The sequence below is a fragment of the Marinococcus sp. LNHM5E3-2.1 genome (assembly GCF_056034365.1).
On the sequence record NZ_JBQLIB010000002.1, the window covers coordinates 107,518 to 127,881 of the forward strand.

18 protein-coding genes and 1 pseudogene are annotated in these 20,364 nt (G+C 38.5%); 1 reads left to right on the forward strand and 18 read right to left on the reverse strand.

Translation table 11 applies throughout. The features are described 5' to 3' along the window. Window positions 1–81: 81 nt before the first annotated feature. The 11 genes from ACTRXH_RS04760 to ACTRXH_RS04810 all read right to left on the reverse strand — a co-directional run bounded on the left by ACTRXH_RS04760 (window position 82) and on the right by ACTRXH_RS04810 (window position 11,661). Entirely contained in the window at window positions 82–849 is a 768-nt protein-coding gene (locus ACTRXH_RS04760; protein ID WP_474280910.1) for a YveK family protein, read from the reverse strand. Window positions 850–894: 45 nt separating this feature from the next. Continuing rightward, a complete protein-coding gene (locus ACTRXH_RS04765; RefSeq protein ID WP_474280913.1) occupies window positions 895–2,121 on the reverse strand; it encodes a polysaccharide pyruvyl transferase family protein in 1,227 nt (408 codons plus the stop codon). 37 nt (window positions 2,122–2,158) lie between these two features. Beyond that, window positions 2,159–3,115, reverse strand: coding sequence for a glycosyltransferase family 2 protein (locus ACTRXH_RS04770; protein WP_474281105.1), 957 nt, complete (start codon window positions 3,113–3,115; stop codon window positions 2,159–2,161). A 53-nt stretch (window positions 3,116–3,168) separates the two neighbouring features. After that, window positions 3,169–4,245, reverse strand: coding sequence for an EpsG family protein (locus ACTRXH_RS04775; protein WP_474280915.1), 1,077 nt, complete (start codon window positions 4,243–4,245; stop codon window positions 3,169–3,171). 46 nt (window positions 4,246–4,291) lie between these two features. Then, window positions 4,292–5,134 (reverse strand): FAD-binding protein, encoded by an 843-nt coding sequence (locus tag ACTRXH_RS04780; protein ID WP_474280917.1) that lies wholly within the window; start codon window positions 5,132–5,134, stop codon window positions 4,292–4,294. Window positions 5,135–5,228: 94 nt separating this feature from the next. Next, window positions 5,229–6,353, reverse strand: a complete 1,125-nt coding sequence (locus ACTRXH_RS04785) for a polysaccharide pyruvyl transferase family protein (protein ID WP_474280920.1) — start codon at window positions 6,351–6,353, stop codon at window positions 5,229–5,231. Further along, complete coding sequence (locus ACTRXH_RS04790) at window positions 6,350–7,480, reverse strand: glycosyltransferase family 4 protein (protein ID WP_474280923.1); 1,131 nt, start codon at window positions 7,478–7,480, stop codon at window positions 6,350–6,352. Before ACTRXH_RS04790 ends, ACTRXH_RS04785 begins: the two co-directional genes overlap by 4 nt. A gap of 40 nt (window positions 7,481–7,520) precedes the next feature. Next, window positions 7,521–8,294 carry a glycosyltransferase family 2 protein gene (locus ACTRXH_RS04795; protein ID WP_474280925.1) on the reverse strand — a complete coding sequence of 258 codons (774 nt, stop codon included), beginning with the start codon at window positions 8,292–8,294 and terminating at the stop codon, window positions 7,521–7,523. 4 nt (window positions 8,295–8,298) lie between these two features. After that, complete coding sequence (locus ACTRXH_RS04800) at window positions 8,299–9,162, reverse strand: NAD-dependent epimerase/dehydratase family protein (protein ID WP_474280928.1); 864 nt, start codon at window positions 9,160–9,162, stop codon at window positions 8,299–8,301. A 10-nt stretch (window positions 9,163–9,172) separates the two neighbouring features. Further along, window positions 9,173–9,775 carry a sugar transferase gene (locus tag ACTRXH_RS04805; protein ID WP_474280930.1) on the reverse strand — a complete coding sequence of 201 codons (603 nt, stop codon included), beginning with the start codon at window positions 9,773–9,775 and terminating at the stop codon, window positions 9,173–9,175. A 44-nt stretch (window positions 9,776–9,819) separates the two neighbouring features. Then, the gene (locus ACTRXH_RS04810) at window positions 9,820–11,661 is read right to left on the reverse strand and encodes a polysaccharide biosynthesis protein (RefSeq protein WP_474280932.1); all 1,842 of its coding nucleotides are present in this window, start codon (window positions 11,659–11,661) and stop codon (window positions 9,820–9,822) included. A gap of 472 nt (window positions 11,662–12,133) precedes the next feature. Here ACTRXH_RS04810 and ACTRXH_RS04815 point away from each other — a divergent pair. After that, a pseudogene (locus ACTRXH_RS04815) lies at window positions 12,134–13,174 on the forward strand (NAD-dependent epimerase). Window positions 13,175–13,250: 76 nt separating this feature from the next. Here ACTRXH_RS04815 and ACTRXH_RS04820 read toward each other — a convergent pair. The 7 genes from ACTRXH_RS04820 to ACTRXH_RS04850 form a co-directional block, all read right to left on the reverse strand. Continuing rightward, on the reverse strand, window positions 13,251–13,769 hold the full coding sequence (locus ACTRXH_RS04820; protein ID WP_474280935.1) for a winged helix-turn-helix domain-containing protein: 519 nt from the start codon (window positions 13,767–13,769) through the stop codon (window positions 13,251–13,253). A 232-nt stretch (window positions 13,770–14,001) separates the two neighbouring features. Then, window positions 14,002–14,769: a YveK family protein gene (locus tag ACTRXH_RS04825; RefSeq protein WP_474280937.1), complete on the reverse strand. Its 768-nt coding sequence runs from the start codon at window positions 14,767–14,769 to the stop codon at window positions 14,002–14,004. Then, window positions 14,754–15,920 carry a glycosyltransferase family 4 protein gene (locus tag ACTRXH_RS04830; RefSeq protein ID WP_474280939.1) on the reverse strand — a complete coding sequence of 389 codons (1,167 nt, stop codon included), beginning with the start codon at window positions 15,918–15,920 and terminating at the stop codon, window positions 14,754–14,756. The genes ACTRXH_RS04825 and ACTRXH_RS04830 overlap by 16 nt, the downstream gene beginning before the upstream one ends. Before the next feature lie 30 nt (window positions 15,921–15,950). Then, the gene (locus ACTRXH_RS04835; protein ID WP_474261636.1) at window positions 15,951–16,628 is read right to left on the reverse strand and encodes a sugar transferase; all 678 of its coding nucleotides are present in this window, start codon (window positions 16,626–16,628) and stop codon (window positions 15,951–15,953) included. Window positions 16,629–16,655: 27 nt separating this feature from the next. Then, window positions 16,656–17,933, reverse strand: a complete 1,278-nt coding sequence (locus tag ACTRXH_RS04840) for a glycosyltransferase family 4 protein (RefSeq protein ID WP_474280941.1) — start codon at window positions 17,931–17,933, stop codon at window positions 16,656–16,658. Beyond that, the gene (locus ACTRXH_RS04845) at window positions 17,930–19,036 is read right to left on the reverse strand and encodes a glycosyltransferase family 4 protein (protein ID WP_474280943.1); all 1,107 of its coding nucleotides are present in this window, start codon (window positions 19,034–19,036) and stop codon (window positions 17,930–17,932) included. Before ACTRXH_RS04845 ends, ACTRXH_RS04840 begins: the two co-directional genes overlap by 4 nt. After that, window positions 18,936–20,351 carry a hypothetical protein gene (locus tag ACTRXH_RS04850; protein WP_474280945.1) on the reverse strand — a complete coding sequence of 472 codons (1,416 nt, stop codon included), beginning with the start codon at window positions 20,349–20,351 and terminating at the stop codon, window positions 18,936–18,938. Before ACTRXH_RS04850 ends, ACTRXH_RS04845 begins: the two co-directional genes overlap by 101 nt. Window positions 20,352–20,364: the final 13 nt, after the last annotated feature.

Sequence of the window (20,364 nt, forward strand, 5' to 3'; positions counted from 1 at the left end):
GAAACAGAAAAGTTTTAACTTTTAAAATTAGACTATCCGTAAAATAAGAATCGAGATATTTAAAAGATATTTACAAGTTCTTCAGAAAATTTTTTTTGCTTTTTCTTTTTCTCGGGCTTTAGTTCTTAAAGTAGAATTTACCTGTTGATTGCTAGACGCCTTTGCGAGGTCATTATCTGCCATATAAGGCACTATACCTAAAATAGGAATCCCCAACTCTTTTTCAATGTCTTCTTCATTTTTCAAAGATTTATCCATATATTCAAGTAATAATGCTAAACCCACTCCAATCAAAACCCCTAAAATCAAAGCCACAAATAAATTAATAAAAGGTTTTGGAAAAATTGGAACTTCACTATCTCCTAATTGAGCTTGAGATAATATACTAACATTATCCACTTCCATTATTCCTGATATTTCTTCTTCAAATGTTTGAGCTAGAGTATTTGCCAATGTTACGGCTGTCTGGGGAGAGTTCTCTGTTACAGTTAGAGTAGCTACTTGAGATTCTTCTTCTGCTGATACTTCTATTTTAGATCGTAGTTCTCCTATAGAGCCGTTATAATTTGATTGCTGTAAAACTGGTTCTAATATAGCCGGGCTAGTCATAATAACCCTATAAGTACTCATTAATTCTCGACTAGATTGAAGATCACTAGAAGAAATTTGTTCGTTTTCAGGTTGCGCCTGGTTAACCAAAATTTGTGTACTTGCTTCATATCGTGGAGTTAGCACAAAAAACGTAATAACAGCACCTATAAATAACGTTATGAGAATTACACTTACAATTAATCTAGTTCTTTTCTGGACTGTGTTGAAAACTTCTTTTAGATCAATTTTCCCTTCCATAAGCTCCTCCAATACAAGATTTCATACTAACTAAAATTATGCCATCTAAATTTTGATCTCATCAAATAAATTTTCGTTTTCACATTCTTTTTTTTGCTTTTCAATAATTGATACTTCATTGCCATAGTTTTGGAGCATCAATTTTACCATTTTTATTATTTCTTTCACTTCGACATCTTCTCTTACATCGAACAAGTACTTTGTTTGAGAAAAGTTTTCTAGTAATTCTTGATATTTCACTGCCCAACCAAAAACCAAAGCAGGTACCGATTTCTTATAAGCATGGATTATCGAATGATATCTAGAAGCAATTACGAAATCAAATTGGGAAATTACTTCTTCCATTTGCACGCAATCAAACTCGTCGTTTATTAATATTACTTCATCGGTCTCTTTATATTCTTTTTTAATATTTTCGCAAATCTTTTTATCCTCGTTTGAGTGAACAAGTAAATATACATTTTTATTTTCAGCTAATAATATATTTATTATCTCTTTATATATTTCGTACTGTTTGGCAGTATTTTTAGAGTTCATAATTTTTTCATTAGGTACAATAGCAACAGAATTTTTTTGAATATCAATTTCACTTTTTTTTGTTTTTACAACATTAAAATTATAAATGTGCGATAAATTATATTCATGACGAGTCTGCAAAACTATATCATAAGCAGATTTAAGATTTTTTAAATTGAATTCTTTCAAATAGTTCAAGCCTTCGGTTTCTCTGGTGTAAATAACATCTGGATAACTTAGATACTTTTTCATCAATGGGAACACTATTTTTTTTTGTTTTTTAGTGTATTCGAAAGGTCCAAAAGATTGTGGCAATAATATCATTCTAATATTATGTTTTTTAGCAATGATTATGTTATATAAGTAACTCAATGTGGCATTGTATCCACGTTGAGAAGATAAAGCAAAACCACTAACATCTAACATTAAATCTGTATTTTCTAATATAGTTGCAATTTCTTTAAGCTCTTCTTTAGTTTTTCCTGGACCTTTAACTAAATACTTCAAATAGTTTTTTATGCCTACAGCAAAACTCACATTCTCTTTAAGAAATTTCATTTTTGTCCTTAATGGCCATTCTAAAACTTTGAAGTTTAAATGAGCTGCTTTTTCTTTCTCTTTCTCATTAAAAACTGAGGCAAATAATATAATTTCTTTTTGTGGATATTTTCTTTTCATTTCATCTACTGCTTTAAAAGTCATTGCTTGGGCGCCTTTATTTCGGAGTTGTCCCCCTACTATCACTACATATTTCATAAAGTACCTCTTTTTCATTAAATTTTATCTTTGATTATCATTTTAAAAACTTTTTCTTTTTTTTAAACGCTAAAAAGTTTTTTTTAACTTTATTATAAGAAAAAATAGGATTAAGAAATCGATAATTAAAAATTTCTATTTTATTTTTTTTTAAAGTAAAGTAGGTGAATATAGTATTTTTAAAACCTAATTGATATGCAATTGAATTATACATCATCCCACGCCCGCTTAAGTTAATTATTTTTTGTTCTTTTTTACTTAATTCCTTTTTAAGAAATTGAATATACTCAACGCGAACTTTTAATCTATCTTGGAATACATTTTCACTAACGCTATTTATTAAACTTCCTTTTGTTTTCGTTACACAATATATCGCTTCGCGAGATACCTCAAATTTTTCCATGTGAAAACCTAACTTGGCAGAAAACATAGTGTCATTTGAAGCCATAACTTCATCAAAGTAAATTTTTTTCTTCTTTAAAATTTTTGAGTTGATTAATTTAGACCACGGCACAGGAAATTCATACCTTAATAACAATTCTGATTCCCTGCTTCTGTTTTCAATATATTGGTTAATAATATTCTTATATTTTATATGCCTGTCAGATAGTTCGCCTGATTCGACCTCTATACTAGTAGGCGTAAAAAAAATAACATCATTATTACTCCATAAATATTTTTTTATAATTGAATAAAAACCGTCTAAAAAAAAGTCATCTGCATCTGCAAAAAGTAACCAATCTCCTCTAGCTCTCTCTAATCCAATGTTTCTGCAAACCCCTGCACCTTTTTTAGTAGTAGTATTTTCTAAAACGTATACATTACGATTATTTTCGTTTCTTTTTAGTTCAAGAAAATTTTCTGCTTTTAAATCACTTTTATCATCTACTACAATTATCTCTATCATTTCATCATTAGGAATAGAACTTAATAATCTCTTAAGCATCTCAAAAGAATTATAGTGCGGAATAATTATAGAAATTAAAATCTCAATCCCTCTTTTTCACAGTTTATTTCAAATCATCGCTAAGATTTGGAACATGATCTTTAGTATCTTAAATTAAAATTACTTTCATAAGGTATAAAGTAGGAATTTTCTGGATTACTCATGCCATTCAAAATAGTAAATAAAAATAATAGAGTGTAGAGAGTCAATATTATATACTCCACAATCTTTTGCGAATCTTTTTCAAACAATAATACAAATTTAGGAATAATTAATACCATATAGATGCTAAAAAAGTAAGTTAACCTGGTAAACATAGGGACGTCCATAGACAGAATATAACTCAATATATATAAATAAAAAAAATTGAAAGCTACAATTGATTTTGTAGTTCTAATTACTATATCTTTCAATAAAATGAAAGCAATCAATAAAAGTAGGTTAATATAAAATACAATACCATAATCGATTTCTCGTTCGTTATAGTCTGAAGCAATATAATTATCAATGTAACCCCCAAGATCTAAAAAGGGTAAGTTATTTAAAATAAATTCTAAAAGAATAGTCGTAATTCCTAAATTGGTCAATAAAAACGTGCCCAACAAAACTAAAAGTAAAGTGATTTTTTTAAAATTCATTCTAGCAATAAAGTATAAACCAAAAAATAAAATACTACTATAGTGAAATAACATAGCCACTAATACCCAAACACTAAATTTGATAAAATTTTTATTGATGATATGCCTGGAAGCATAGAAAATAATAGCTGCTGCCAAAATTTGTCGAACTACATTTAGCGAAGGAATGAAAACGAAAATTAACAATATTAAATATAATACAGGTTTGTATATGTATTCATCACGGCTATAAAAAATAAGTCCTTTGTATATAAATAACATAGTCAAAAAACTTAAACTTAGAAACATCACTTGACTGTTTAAACCTATATTCGAGATAAAGTCACTTAAAAATATGAAGCCTGGCTCTGCTGGAACTTCATATCCAAAATTAATAAGTTCAAAATACCGTTGATAAGTAAAAAAGTCGGTTCCTACTCCATATCTCAAACCAGAAATAAGTGCCAATAGTAAAAAGAATGTAATATCAATTTTATTAATGTTTTTTGAATCAGTCATACTGAGAAAATAGACTAATATTAAAAGCAGAAGATAAATCAAAATTATCCAACCCAATCAAGAAATTGTTTTATTTTAAATAAAAATTTCATTTCCAAATAATTACTTCTGGTTTAGCTTTTTTTCCAAACAATTTATGAACTAATTGTACTCTTTTTATTAATGTAATTGCTTGTGAGTAAGTGCCTTCACCCTTATTTAAAAGCCAATTTGAAGTTTTACTTGAAAAAGCTATTCCATTTTTATAACCCGGATGTATCAATCTTACTATATACATAATTTTTCGATCGTGTGCACAAAAAACTGAACCAAAACTACTTGCACTGTAATCTTGGTATTTTTTACTGAATTCCATTCTTTCTTTCTTTGTTTGTTTTGGTTCTGTAACAAATTTGAATTTAACGCCTAAAACTATATAATCATTATTTTTGAAAATAGAATCTCTATAAGAAAACCTACATTCTTCTTTCGTTAAAACTTTAGTAGCACCATTATGATAAACGTGCACTTCTTCAATAAAGTCACTTATGCACTCGTTATAAACCCTTCCCCTCCCTGCATTCATAACTATAGCTCCGCCAACTAAAGCGGGTACCGAAAAAAGATATTCAATGCCATAGTATCCTTCTTTATTAATTTCATTAATTAGTTTCTGTACTCCAACTGAAGCTCCTGAAAAAAACTCTCCGTTGCCTAAATGAGTTATTGTTTTATCCATTTTTTTTAATGAAATTACATTATCGTACTCTTTTTGATCATTCATTAAGATATTTGAGCCGCCGCTTATTATATAAAAATGTTTTCCTTCAAGTTCATTAATTAAGTTTATTAATTCCTTTTTACTTTCTGGGAAATACATTATTTTTGCGGTCCCTCCTATCTTAACATTTGTGTATTTCTTTAAATTTTCATTATATAATATTTGCACCATAACACCCTTCCAGCTCATTGCGATTATTAGTAATTTCAGCGTAAAATTTTTCGCTAATAATCTGATAAATAGGTAAAGACTTCTCTTAAATTATTTAATCACTGTAAATAGAGCTTTTCAAAAAGTTTATAGATTTATTTCTGTGTGCTTCTAAATTATGCTCTGCACGTTTAAAGTTTATACTTTTATTTACATCGTTAACTGTCATATCCTCGCTTAAAATTCGATCTTCTAATTCTGTTATCTTTAGAATATTTATTATTCTCTCATCTCTTCCACTATCACCTGACAATATTGCTACAAAAGGAACATTCAAAATAATAGCCATAGCTATACAATGAAAAGAAGCAGAAACTACTAAGTTAGAATGAAGAATTGTACCAATAAACACAGTAGGCGACATAGAATAAGCGACTTTGGTCTGAGAACTAATAAAATCTTTTACTGTAAGGTTTCTTGTTAATTTATGTATTTTATATTTAGCAACAGGGTAATTAGTTAAATTAATAAATTCCTCAAGTTGTCCAGGCTGGTTAGTGTATGAAAAAATATAATCATTCTTCTTTTGGCTTTTTTCCTCCAATATATTTATCCACTCGTTTTTGCTCAATAAAAATACTGGATCTAAAACATGCTCAGCATTTCTTTCAGTTAATTGTTTGATTAAATTGACCCCATACTCTTCTCTCGTGGATAGATGCTTGATCTCTTCTAAATTTTTAGCATAATCATTTTTTAACTCATTTGGAATATCGACTAAACCAAAGCTTGAGGCATAGGAGATTTTTTCATTCGAATTATGCACAAAATTTAAAAAGAAGGCAAAATCCTTCCCATTATGCGTATAATTCCAAACTTGATCGCTACCTACCACAAATTTATCATACTTATTATTAAGTTTTTCTAATGCTTTATTAGTAGTATATCTTTTTTTCGTAGTATTAAGTTTTTTTGAGTAAAATTTTTGAAATCTTTTTCTTCTCGTACTCATAAAAATACTGCCAACAAGAAACTTCAATGCACTTCCGAAATTTCTCTTCTTTAATTCCTCAAATATATGGTATCTCATATTATAAGCATTTTTTCTATGATCGTTCACGTAATCTATAACTTCACATTCAACGCCAGACATTTTTTGAATAGCTTGTTGAGTCGCAAACACTTGTAAGGCAGCGCCATAGTTTAACGCATTATGGAAAGTTATTAATCCAATTTTCATTTAGTAGACTCCTCCATTAAAGTATTTTTATAGAATTCTTCCATCTTTTTAGTAATATTATTCCAATCGAAGAAGTCAGAACTTTTTACACAATTGTAAGAAATTTCTTCATAATTATTTACTATCTTCACTATACATTTTTCAATATATTCAGGATCGTTACTCGGAACCGCATAACCTACTGTACCGTCCTCAAACAACCCATCGAACCCTTCATCCTTCGTATATATCACAGGAAGGCCTTGAGTCATGGCTTCAGCATAGACCCGGCCAAATGTTTCTGTAATAGAGGGCATAACAAATATATCGCTATCATTGTAAACTTCAATTAACTCCTCTTTCGTTAAATAAGATAATACTTTTACGAAACTAAACTTTTTAATTTCTTTTAAAATACTTTTATCCTTCACTTGGCCTACTACCGTAAAATTAACTTTATAGCCTTCATGAATTAATTTTTCTATTGCTTTTATTGTAGTAGTAATATTTTTGTTTTTGTCAATCTTGCCTACGCATAATATATTTATACTGTTCTTGTTATCCAGGGTTTTTGGTTCTGCTTTATTTTTTAACCAAAAATCTTCCACACCATTTGGCACTACAATACTTTTAGTTTCTATGTTTTTTTGTAAACTTTTTTTTACATGAGTGTCCAGATACTTCTTTTTATAACTTGGAGAAATAAAAACTATCCCAGAAGCGTTGTTAACAATCTTATTGGCAATTCTTTTAAAAAAAGGTACTTTTAAAAATACATTCATATCTGTACTACGCACAGAAACTACATATGGAACGCCCAAAGACCTTTTAATTAATAAAGCTACGTAGCCCCCATTAAATAATGTGTGAGAATGCAATAGATCATACTTAGAAGGCTGCGAATATCTAATCATCGCTCTATATATTTTTCTTTGTTTTAAGTGAAAAATAAATCGATCTCTTTTATTAAAACATTCTTTATGTATGACCTTTTGATCCATTATATGACTGTATTTTTCATCTATTTTTGCACCTTTAACTACTGCATTAAAGGCCTTTACTTCATGACCATATTTTTCAAGCCTATCCATAGAATCTCTAAAAATCATTGCTCTATGGTAATAAGTACATAAATATAATAATTTCATAATTTTTTCTCCAATAGTTAAGTTTTATAGATATTTAAAATTACCTTAATTTAAAAACTGTAACAAATACCCAAAATATTATAAGAAGTATCGAATGAAATAAAGAGAGCTTTTCAATTTTTCGATAAACTTTCCAATGATATTTTACTAAGCTTGTTTTTTGGCTCGATAGGGCGTTATTTCTAACTCTATGACTAGAAAGTTTCTTCTCTAGCCCATATAAGTATTTTGCTTTTTTTATAACTTGAAGCCACATTGCATAATCATTTCTTTTTAATATTTCAGGGCCTTTAAATTTACCTAATTCTGAAGAATTATACATTACTGTAGAATTTCCAGGGCATCTTCTTAATAAGCCTTCATAATTGAATACAGGTCTAGTATCGATCTCTATATTTAGCTCTTCTCCTTGCTCATCAATTTTTGAATACTTTGTACACGTAAAACTATAACCGTTTTCTTTCATAAAATTAACTTGGGTTACAAGTTTGTTTGGAAACCATACGTCATCACTATCTAAAAAAGCTATGTAGACTCCGTTCGCAAGCTCTACGGCTTTATTTCTAGCAACTGCAGCACCACTATTATTTTCTAAACAATAAAGCTTAATTCTCGAATCTGCATCTATAAAGTTATGTACTACTGATACAGTCTTGTCTTTTGAATCATCATCTACAACTATAAGCTCCCAATTTTCATATATTTGTGCAGTCACTGATTTTATAGCTTCACCTATATATTCTTCACAATTATATGCCGGCATTACAATAGAAACTAATTCTTCTTTTACTTGTTGATCATTTTTAGAGATCATATGTTTATTTCCTCAGTTCAGTTAAAAATATAGATTTTTCAAAGTTAGCTACTTGATAATTATACTTATACTCGCTTAAACTTTTTTCATAAAAGAGATTACCAAAAACTTTATTTATATAAGGAACTTTAATGCCTAACAATTTTATTAAAGGATTAAAAACTTTTGTTAAAATAGTTCTTTTTCCATAACTTTTTCTAATGTACTTTACCATATCGCTTGTTTTAACATAATCTTTATTTTGAGGAAAAAAAGTTCCTCTTTCTTTTTCATCTATTATAAGCCTTATGAATTCACTAAGATTATCTATATGAATCATGCTGCGCTTATTATCTACATCTGGAAATAAAGGCGTTATTTTTGCTAAATTCGATAACTTAGGGTAATTACCTTTAGAATCTTTCCCGTAAATCATCGGTGGTCTCAATATAGCAATCTTAAAAGAATCACTGTCTAAGGTTTTTATTAAATGTTCAGCTTGAAGTTTGCTGTCTCCATAATAATTACTTGGGGAAGGTATAGTATTATTATTAATAACTTTATGTTTGCTAGTACTATCGCCATACACACTGATACTACTTAAAAATATAAACTGAGAGACATTTTCTTCTTTTGCTTTTTTTGCAGTTTCAAAAGCCAGATCTCTGTTTATATCATAGTAGACCTTTTTCAAATTTTTCGATGAAGAAACATGTGCAATTCCGGCTACATGAACTACTATTTCATATTGAGAAAAATCAAATGTTTTTAACGATTTGTTTTTCAAACTAATTTTATCGATTGCATAATTTTCATTTTGGTTATTAAGCCATTCTTCTAATCTTTGACCTATATAACTGTTCTTCCCTGTAATTAGTACCTTTTTCATTTATTAAAATTCACCTCTTTGTAGTAGATTTTCCCTCTTTTATCCCCTCTTTTTTAATTACACCTAAAAAAGTTTTAACTAGTATTTTAAAATCAAATATCAAATCTCTTTTACTTACGTATTCACCGTCTAGTCGAGCTTTAATGTTTATTGGCAGTTCATCTCTTCCATTCACTTGAGCCCATCCTGTAAGGCCAGGTTCTATATCATTTGCTTTATATTTATCACGCTCTTCAATTAAATCATATTGATTCCAGAGAGCAGGTCTTGGGCCAACCAGGCTCATGTCACCTTTTAATATATTAAATAGCTGAGGGAGTTCATCTAGGCTGGTTTTTCTTAAAAATGATCCCATATTCGTAATATACCTCTTTGGATTTTCCAACATATGCGTTGGTGTATCTTTGGGGGTTTCGATTTTCATCGTCCTAAATTTAAAAATATAAAAAGGAACTTTATTTTTTCCAATACGCTTTTGCTTGAATAAAACCGGTCCTTTAGAATCCAATTTAATCAACAAGGACAGTAATACGATTAAGGGCATTAATAAGATTGTAGTTATTAAAGTTAAATCAAAATCTATTACCCTTTTTAACTTTGAATATTTCCTCATGATAACATCCTTTACTTTTTCTTTGTGAAGTATTTCCATCTATTTTAGTTATTCGCATTAACCTTTTTATTGACTGCCGAAAGGTTTCTTCGTTCTCCCCCCACGCCTCTTGCAATTTCAAGAACTCGCTTTGTTATCTCGTTTTTCTCTAGTTTTTCACATTTTTTAGTGAAGTTAATGACTTCATCGATATTTATTTCACTTGATTTACCTACATAAATTTTCGGGTATACTTGCTCTTCATGGACTTCATCTTTACTAAGAAGTTCTTCATACATCTTTTCTCCTGGACGAATGCCGCTGAATTTAATACCAATTTCATCTACAGTGTAACCAGAAAGCTTAATCAAGTTTTTCGCAAGGTCTACTATTTTCACAGGCTCGCCCATGTCTAGTACAAAGATTTCTCCGCCTTTCGCAAGAGCCCCCGCCTGTATAACTAGTCTGGAAGCCTCTGGAATCGTCATGAAATAGCGTACCATTTCGGGGTCTGTAACTGTTACAGGGCCACCGTTTTGAATTTGCTTTTTAAATAAAGGAATAACACTTCCACGACTGCCAAGCACGTTTCCAAAACGTACTGCTACAAACTTAGTTTTGCTGACCGTATCCATGTGTTGGACAATCATTTCGGCTAAGCGTTTCGTTGCCCCCATAACACTTGTTGGATTTACAGCCTTATCAGAAGAGACCATTACAAATGTATTAACCCCTGAATAGTCAGAAGCTTCAGCTGTGTTCTTAGTACCTATTGCATTGTTTTTCACTGCTTCTTCCGGGTTGCGTTCCATGAGTGGCACGTGTTTATGAGCAGCTGCATGAAAAACGACATGTGGTTTCCGGTTTTTAAAAATCTGAATAAGTTTGCTTTTATCCTGAATATCGGCAATTTCCGTAGAAACGTTCAATTTAGGCAAACTATTCCTAAGCTCCGTTTCAATAGTATAAATACTGTTTTCTCCATGGCCAAGCAGCACAATTTCTTCCGGTGAAAAACGCGCAATCTGCCGGCATATCTCTGAACCAATGGAGCCTCCTGCCCCTGTAACTAATACTCTTTTATTGGAAATTGAATCGGCTATACCCTCTACATCTAATTTCACAGGTTCTCTACCTAACAAGTCTTCAACATCTACGTCTTTAAATTGTGTGACTTCTACTTTACCAAGCATAATATCTTCCATACGCGGCAGCGTTTGAGTTTTTACTTTTGTCTCAGCGCATACATTGACTATTTGGTTTAATTCTTCACTTTCTAATGAGGGTACCGCAATAATAATATGTTCAATGGAGAATTTTTCTACTGCTTTTTTTACGTCTTTTATTCCTCCATAAACCGGTAGATCCATAATCTCCAATCCCTGTTTTGATGAATTATCATCTAAGAAAGCAATTGGCAGGAGACCAGAACTAGCTTCTTGTTTCAACTGCCTAGCTACCATCGTTCCAGCAGAACCCGCGCCTACGATCAATGTCTTTTTTCCGTCTTTATTATTGGTAATGTAAGCATCCCTATAAAGACGCCATGTCATCCTAGAGCCACCTATTAAAATCACATGGGCCATCCAAGTCATTATCAATGTTCGCAAATAAAGTTCTTGGAATACAGCTATCTGTGTTAATCCTGTAAAAACTATTGAAATAGTAACAGCATACACAATAGATTTAATTTCCTTTGCACTCGCATACTCCCATGCTTTTTTGTAGAGTTTAAAATAGTATGCGCAAACGTGATGTACTATTAATAAAATTATAGAACTCACAACTAAAATATTATCTATTGGGCGTATGTTTGCTGCTAGTATAAAATTACAGATAAATATTGAAAAAATTACAATAGCTGAATCTAAACAAACTAAAGCTAGCAGCCTCTGCTTTAACCCCATGGTTTTCTCTACCCCTTCATGTAAATAATAATAAATTCCCAAAACAAATTTTTAGATTTTTTAGAGCAAAAAGTTAATAGAGTCATATATTAAATGAATACCATTCATTTATAATTTTTCTCTCAATGAGTTAATTCATTAAATTATTATACCTTAACTATCCGAATATGTAACTTAAGTACATATTTCATGCTTTTTAAAACCACTATTAACTCCTTTCCACAAGGTCATTTTCCTCTTAACTAGCAGTAATTTCAACAGCTAAATTCAATTTTTTAGGAAAAAATCCCTAAGCTATTATAGTTTAACAATTTCGTTATATCGTGCTAATTTCATCATTGGTAAAATAAATTTATTTCATAATAGGATTTGTTTGTTATATGATAGATATGTTTTCTTAACTAGTAAATAATTAAAGTAATAAAAATGCTAATTAAAAGTCATGAAACAACAATGAAGGTTAACATATGATATTAGTGAGAGGAATAAAGAACTTGGAGGCAAGCAGACAGTAAAACGTCTGTTAAAAGAAGGCAATGAATTAGTCAAGGTTGATAACAATAATGATTACTATGACGTGAACTTAAAGTATAGCAGACAGGAGAGTCTGGAAAAACACGACGAATTTCACTTTCATGAAATAGACCTGGCCGACGCTGCCGCGCTTCAGGGTGTTTTTCATACATACACAATCACGGCCGTCATCAATCTGGTCGCTCAGGCAGGCGTCCGTTACAGCCTGGAGCGCCCGGATAAGTACATTCAATCCAACATCGTCGGCTTCTCTAACATTCTGGAAATGTGCCGACACCATCAGGTGGAGCATCTGATTTATGCTTCTTCCAGCTCGGTGTACGGGGCGAACAAGAAAATGCCGTTCTCTCCGGAGGACGGGGTGAATCACCCGGTCAGCCTGTACGCTGCGACGAAGAAGTCGAATGAACTGCTCGCGCATACGTAAAGCCATCTGTACGACCTGTCGACCACCGGCCTCCGGTTCTTTACAGTATACGGAACGTTCGGACGCCCGGACATGGCTTACTTCAAATTTGCAAACAAAATCGTGAATGGCGAGCCGATCCAGGTGTACAACAACGGCGATATGATGCGGGACTTTACGTATATTGATGATATCGTGGAGGGGATTGTGCGTTTGGTTCCGGCGGCTCCGAGCGGTGATCCCGAGTGGGACGCCGAGGATCCTGATCCGTCGACGAGCTACGCTCCCTACCGCGTGCACAACATCGGCAACAACCAGCCGGTCGCTTTGATGGAATTTATAGAAACCCTCGAAAAGCACCTGGGCATGGAAGCCCGAAAAGAGTACCTCCCCATGCAGCCGGGAGACGTGCAGGCAACGTACGCGAACATTGACAGCCTGCAGAAGGCGGTTGGATTCAAGCCAGTAACCTCGCTCGACGAAGGCATTGGAAAATTCGTGGACTGGTATAAAAACTATTATCCAGAATATTTCTCTGTGCAGCCAGCTTCTAAAAACAATTCCAATCATTAAATACAAGAAACCAGCCTGCCGACGATTGTCAGCAGGCTGGTTTTCATATTCTATGTATTTCTTTAAGCGGAAAAACTTATGAAGGCTGTGGCTTAATGTTAGCTTTCCTGAGACCAAAACGGTGGACCATAATCAGTGTCTGCTCCATCGTATGTATCGTATCAGAAGTCACGAAGGTAGCTTTCATGTTCTCCCCAAGCAGCACCTGCTTACCCGCGTCCAATGACTCTTCTTTTACTTCGACGATATATTCCAGCCCGTGCGGCGGCTGCTCTTCCGAGGCCATATAAACGTTTTGCCATTCGGTTTCTTCGAGCAGCTCCTGCATTTGATCCCACTGCACGTAATTACGGATGAGCCGGTTCATGTCCTCGTACATGTAATGCTCTTTATTCACCTGGTAATAGCGACGGTTCTGCACCGGGCGACCGATGATCAGCTCCATGTCGCTTAGCCGCTTTAGTTCCACACGTATCGCATTGGCCGAATCGTTGAACTCGCGGACAATTCTTCGCAGATACGTTTCCTCCTCGTATAAAAAAAACTTTACGAGTAACCGTAATCTTGTTTTGGATGTAACTAATTGATGCAGCAACGATTTTCCTCCTCCGCCGGCGATAATTTCAGCATATCTATTTTTATTTCTATTCATTAAGCCTACACACGATTTTGTTCCTATTTAATCCATCGGCTTTTTTCACAAGATTCTGAAGGTCATTTGCAAAGTAATTTCAAAAATCCCTTTTGTTATATGCTTTTCTTCATGCAGAAAAAAGCGTTGCGTGGTCGCACTACGCAACGCTTTTTTCCCATGTAGAACTATTTCTTTATGAAGTCTTTTGTTTGGAAACCGTCATATCTTTGCCTTCTGATTGCGTGATTTCTTCTAATTCAATCACTTCTTCGGATCTGTCTTGTTTTTGATCGGCAATAAAAGTGATAATACCGAGAACAGGGAGTCCCAGTTCGTTTTCAATATCCTTTTCCTCTTTAATCGACCGGTCAAAGTATTCGCGTACAAACGCAAATCCGATACCGATCATCGTGCCAATCAAGAGAGCAAGCGCTATATTAAAAAGCGGCTGCGGCGATACCGGTTCTTCCGCCTCGGCTAATTTGGCTGGCGCCAGCACGCTGACGTTATCCACGCTCATAATATTTGGCACTTCACGCTCAAACACCCGGGCTGTCGTATTGGCGATCGTGACCGCCGTTTTCGCGTTCGTGTCCTTCACCGTGATCGAGGCCACCTGCGATTCATTTTCTCCCGCTACGGTAATCTGTGACTGCAGCTCTTCCACGGTTTGATTCAGACCGGCCTCCTGGATTACCTGCTCGAGAATCGGTGCGCTCATAATAATGACGTTGTACGTGTTTATATACGCCAGGTTCGCTTCCAGCCCGGTACCTGGTGCCGCGTTCTCCTCCGGCTCCTGATTCACAAGAATCTGCGCCCGGGCTTCGTACACCGGCGTCATGAACAGATACGTGTACGCTGCTCCAACCGCGCCCCCGATGATAGCGAAGGCTGCGATTGCCAGAGCGTATTTTTTCAGGACACTCAACACCTTTGCTGCGCTCATGGTTTTTTCCATACGACCCTCCTGGGCGTTTGACTTGGAGTGAGATGCGTTTTACGTACGTATTCAAGCAGCTCTGTGAAGGATGCCCGTGACCCGGTAAAGCTCCACTGCTCCGTCAATCGCCGGGCTTCTTCGGCAGCTCTTTTGCGTTCCAGCTCCGTGAAAGTCCTTTCTATCGCACTAGCTATTTGCCTGCTGTCATCGGGAGAGACGGTGTAGCCGTTCACGCCCTCCTTCACGAGATCGGGCGCGCATCCGCAGTTTTCTGACACTATAACCGGCAGACCCGCAGCCAGCGCTTCGTTAACGACCAGCCCCCACGGCTCTATGAGGGAGGGAAGAATAAACGCATCTCCGAGCATATAATGTTGGAACACATCCTCCTGCCGGGACAGAAATCCGGTAATAATAAGCTTCACCCCGGCTTGCCGGGCCTGCTTTTGCAGCTCCTCCTCCTGTTCACCGCCCCCGATAACGAACACAGTCACCGGATTTTCCATTGCGCCAACCGCTTCGATCACCTTTGACATATTTTTAATCGCGATCAGCCGGCCGGAATACACGAGCACCTGCTCCGCCGGCGTGAGGCCGTATTTGTTTCGCAGCTTTTCACGGTAGTAATCGCGATGATGAGCGAGTTCCTGAATCGAACCGCCATCCACCGACAGGTACTGGTTGTAGATGCGGGCTTCCCGATAGCCGAACGCATCGGCAAAGTAGCGCCGGCTTACTTCTCCGTTCCCAAAAATGGCAGCGGCATGATCGACCACGAGTGCTTTCAGCTTATGCTTGTAGCCGCCGGGCTCCTCCTGCAGCCTTGGGATGCTGATCCCGTCATACAAAAGCACGTACGGCTTCCGGTACATCCGGCACAGGAGACTGAGCGCAATATAGGTTGGCTTTTCATACCCGCCGATCACTATCAGATCATGGGTGCTCACAATATGGTGCAGTCCGGCGTTCATCCTTCCCGCTTTGCCGAGCTGAACGCCGGGAAGATCAATTTCCTTGTACCCTTCAGCCGCATTCATCTTCCAGGACCGGTTTTTACTTGGCCGGTCAGTGTAATACACCGTGATTTCAGTATCCGGAATACGGGCGAATTCATTCCACTGCAGCGTCCGGTACGGTGCACGCAAATTCGTAACAAAGGCAATTTTCATCTGGCTGCTCCTTTCTATGAGTCTCCCGCTTCAGCTTGCGTTTCTTTTTAATACCATGTTCAGGCAGGTCCAGACGATAATTTTCATATCAAGCACCGTACTGCGCGTTTGAATGTACAGGAGATCGAGCTGCACCATCTCTTCAAATCCGACACTGTTACGGGCGGTTGCCTGCCAGAGACCGCTGCATCCCGGTTTTACATTCAGTCGCTGCATATGATACTCGCTGTAGTATTTGACCTCCCGTGGAAGCGGCGGACGCGGGCCGACCAGACTCATGTCGCCTTTGACCACGTTCCACAGCTGGGGAAGCTCGTCGATGCTCGTTTTTCGGATCCACCGGCCGACTTTGGTAACGCGAGGGTCCTCGGCCATCTTAAACATCAGGCCGCTTACTTCGTTTTGATCCTGCAGCGCTTCCCACCGTGCTTCAGCGTCTGTCGCCATTGAGCGGAACTTATACATCGTAAACGGCGTGCCGTCTTTTCCGCAGCGGGTCTGTTTAAAAAATACCGGGCCTTTCGGATCTTCGAGCTTAATCAGCAGCGCAGTTAACGCAAACAGCCAGCCGAGCAGGATAATTCCGGCAGCGGCCAATACAAGATCGGCCAGGCGCTTCGTTACCCCGTAATACCGCTTCGTCTGTATAGGCTCCAGAGACGGGTGGACTTCCTTCACAATGCCATCGGCCTGTCGTTTTGTTTCCATCAGCATATTCCCCTTCCGGTTAGATTTTTATGAAGGTTTTGCCTTTGTCCCCGGCATCACGGCTGCCTGCTTCTCGCGCGTCAGATCCTCAAACAGCGTGCGGTACTTTCCGATTGATGCCTCCTTCGTTAATTGCTGGTCCAGATATGACCGTCCGGCTAGCCCCATCACTCTCCGGTCTTCGGCGTCCATGTGATATAAGGCTGCGATCGCTTCTTCCACCGCTTCGTAATCACTCGGCTCTGCCACCAAACCGGAATTGCTCATCCGCAGCAGCTTTTCCGCTTCGCTGCCAGCTTCAAGCACCCCGATCACCGGTTTTCCGGCAGCCATGACGCCGTAGATTTTGCTTGGTACCGACACGCCCTTAATCCCTTTCTGATTCACGATTAAATGCACGTCCGCTGCGTTTAACGAATATTTGATGAATTCGAACGGCTGATATGGCAGAAAAATTACGTTGGTGAGATGATGCTTGTTTACAAATTCCTGCATTTCTACTTTTTTCGCCCCTTCGCCGATAAATACGAACATCATATCCGGGTAACGATGAAATTTTTCGGTGAGCCGGATGAGGTTTTCCAGGTCATAATACAGACCGAGGTTGCCGGAATACATGACGATAAATTTGTTCTCCAAGCCGTGTGTGTGCAGAAACTTCTGGACCGCCGGGTGCGTTTTGTCGAGTGGGACAATTTCTTTTTCGTTCGTCCAGTTGTTGATTACGCTGTGCATCGGCGTCTTCCGTTTACCAAAACGGCGGCGGAGCGTTGCGCGCATGTCTTCACCAACAACGACCACATGATCAGCAAAGGCACAGTTAACGTTATCGATTGCCTTTGCTAGCCGTAGCACCGTCTGGTTTTTTACATAGCCGGCCGCTTCGGCCTGTTCAGGATTAAAATCCTGAATATTGTATACGTGCTTCGCCCGCTTGATGACTTTCCCGATCGTGCCGAGCAGGCCGCCGACCACCGGCGGCTGCGAGATCGTGTACACAAGATCTACATCTTTTTCCCGCTGCAGCGCTCGCAGAGCACGCAGGAAGTAGAGCGCCACGTATTTGGCCCGGCTCGCCTTCGAATTTTTATTAACCCGGGGGAGCGGCACGCGAACCACTTTAATCGGACCGTGATAATCGACCCCTGAAGGCCCCCGCGCAGAGGCTCCTGCGTATCCGGGCTGCGCAGCGATAACGGTAATCGTAAAGTCTTCAGCCAGCTCCTCGCACAGCTCGGTCATCAGCTGGCCGGTGGAAGCAAGGTCGGGGTAAAAGTAGTTGATCACAAACACCAGTTTTTTCATCCAAGCTTCTCCTTTGCTGAAGATTCGGCTGCTTCCGGCGGCACTGCTTCCGGGACGGCCCTCTGAAATATCTTGTGAATCCGATCGGTATAGTCTGTTTCTTTAAACGAGTGCAGGGCATAAGTCCGGTTGACCCGGGCTGTTTTCTGAAGATCACGGATGCTGATATCCTGGAGCAGCCGGGCGATGGCGTGCGGCGCCTGCTTGGGGACAAAATAGCCGTTCTCTTCTTTAACAATATCCGGAATGCCGGCATGCTTTGTCGTAACGACCGAGAGCCCGTTCGCCATCGCTTCGATGACCGAAATCGGCTGGCCTTCGTTCGGGTAGTAGGTGGGAAGAATAAATACGTTGCACTTGCGCAGCAGTTCTTTTTTCGCTTCGCCGCCAACTACGCCGTGAAACACGACGTTGGTTAACTCGTGCTCTTCAACCATCGCCTTGAACCGCTTTTCTTCCTTCGGGTCAAAAAAAGCACCCGCAAAATGAAAGGTCATTTCCGGGTGGCCCTTTGAAAGACTCGCCGCCTTCAGTACGTCCAGGTAGCCCTTGGATGCAATAAAGTTACTTAAAAACAGCACTTGCTTGCCGTTCATCGTCTCTATTTTTGTCTCCAGCTCCTCCTCGGTGAGCAGTGCTTCCTTTTCCACAAAGTTTTCGCAGATGACAAGCTTTTCATTTGGGATAATCGGCTGAAAGAGCGCTTTTAAGCTCTCGCTCAGCACGACCACGCAGCTCGCTTTGGGAAGCAGCAGTTCGTTCAGCTTTCGCTGCAGCGGATTCATCTCGCCGAGCAGTTGTTTAAAGTAGCCGCCGTGATAGTGAATAATCACCGGGCGCCTTTTCCCCAGCATGATCGCAAGCAGCAGCAGGTCCCGGGCATTGCCGCCCTTCGAATGGGAAATCGTGAAGTAAAAAAAATCGTAATTGGAAGTGGCAAGCTTTCGTATCGTCGAAAAAATACGCTTGTTATTGGTAAGATTGATCTTCTGCATATCGTAATCAGCCTGAAGCTCTTTTGCGTCGGCTATCTTGAAGAGAGCCTTTGACAAACCGTGTACCGGCGGGGGAAACTGGCCGACGAGTGCCGCTTTCGTGCGCATATGCTCTCACCTCCTTGGGGTTTACCAGAAATGGCCGCTTTCGGAGCGGCTTTTCAGCCATAAGCTCGTGAACGAAGAAATACAGGACGGCGGTAATAACCATATAAAACGACATTTTAAACATGGTAATCGGATCATACGCGAGCCAGCGGGGGAATGTGGTGAGAATGATGATGCCAACGAAAATAAACAGCGGGTGTCGGGCATCCGCCAGTCTGTTCAGGATCACTGCGATCACTGCCGCAATCGCGACGATTCCGCCAAAGCCGAAAAAGTAAAAAAAGTAGCTGGCGATAAATCCGCCGCCCCCGGCCGGCGATATCTCCGACAGGTAATTACTCAGCTCTGCCTGTTCAAACGGAATGCGGCTCGTCGGAAGAAAGATCCGCATCACAAACGCTGCAGCTGCGGCCATCCGGTCGCCGGCACCAAGCAGGCCATCCTGCAGCAGTCCCGAAAACAGAGTGGAGTTGTACAGTACTTCGCCGGCATTGCTCGGCATGTAGCTTCCCTCCGAGTAGCTGCTGAGGCCGAAGTTAATGCTTTCCGGATTTTGCAGATAAAACGAAATATCCGCCCGGATGCGGCCGAACACCATAAACACGTAGTAGATTGCCCCGCCCCCAGCAAGCATCATCACGGGCGAAAGCCGTTTTTCCCAGAATAGAATAAACAGCAGCATCCCGACCTGGAGCGCTTCAATCCGGCCGCCAAACAGAATCATTTTTGCGATATACAAAAACGAAAGCCCGAGCAGCAGGACATTCGCGCAAGGTATATTTTTCGAGTAGTAGTAGCCGAGTATTATAAACAGCACCACGTACTCCGAAATCGCGAGACTCCCGAAGGTTGCCTGTGAATTCATCCCGTACCCGCCGGACTCCAGAATGTTTTCACCCGATTTCCCGAGCACAATTATGACCGTAATCGCGGCAAGGCTCACAAGGTACAGGGCCCAGTTGGACTTCCGTTCCAGCCGGTCAGCGATATTGACCGGAGCCACCTGCTTCCGGGTAAACAAATAAAGCACGAGCAGAAACAGCGACATGATCAGAAGCGTTTTATCATAATACATCGGATAAAAGTAATCGTCGTAGTACGTCGTTTTGTACCCGCCGTAGTACACGTAGGCGAAGTTCGTATAGTACGTGCTCATAAATACCACTAAGAGCATGACGGCCTTAAACCTTCGCAGGTGGTAAATAAAATGAACGATGATCAGCAAATTGGACGCCACCGCGAGAGCGGGGCTGCCGTTAATGAGCAGCAGAAGCGCGATAATCTGCACACATACGAGAACATATTTCGTAAACATCGGCGTACCTCAC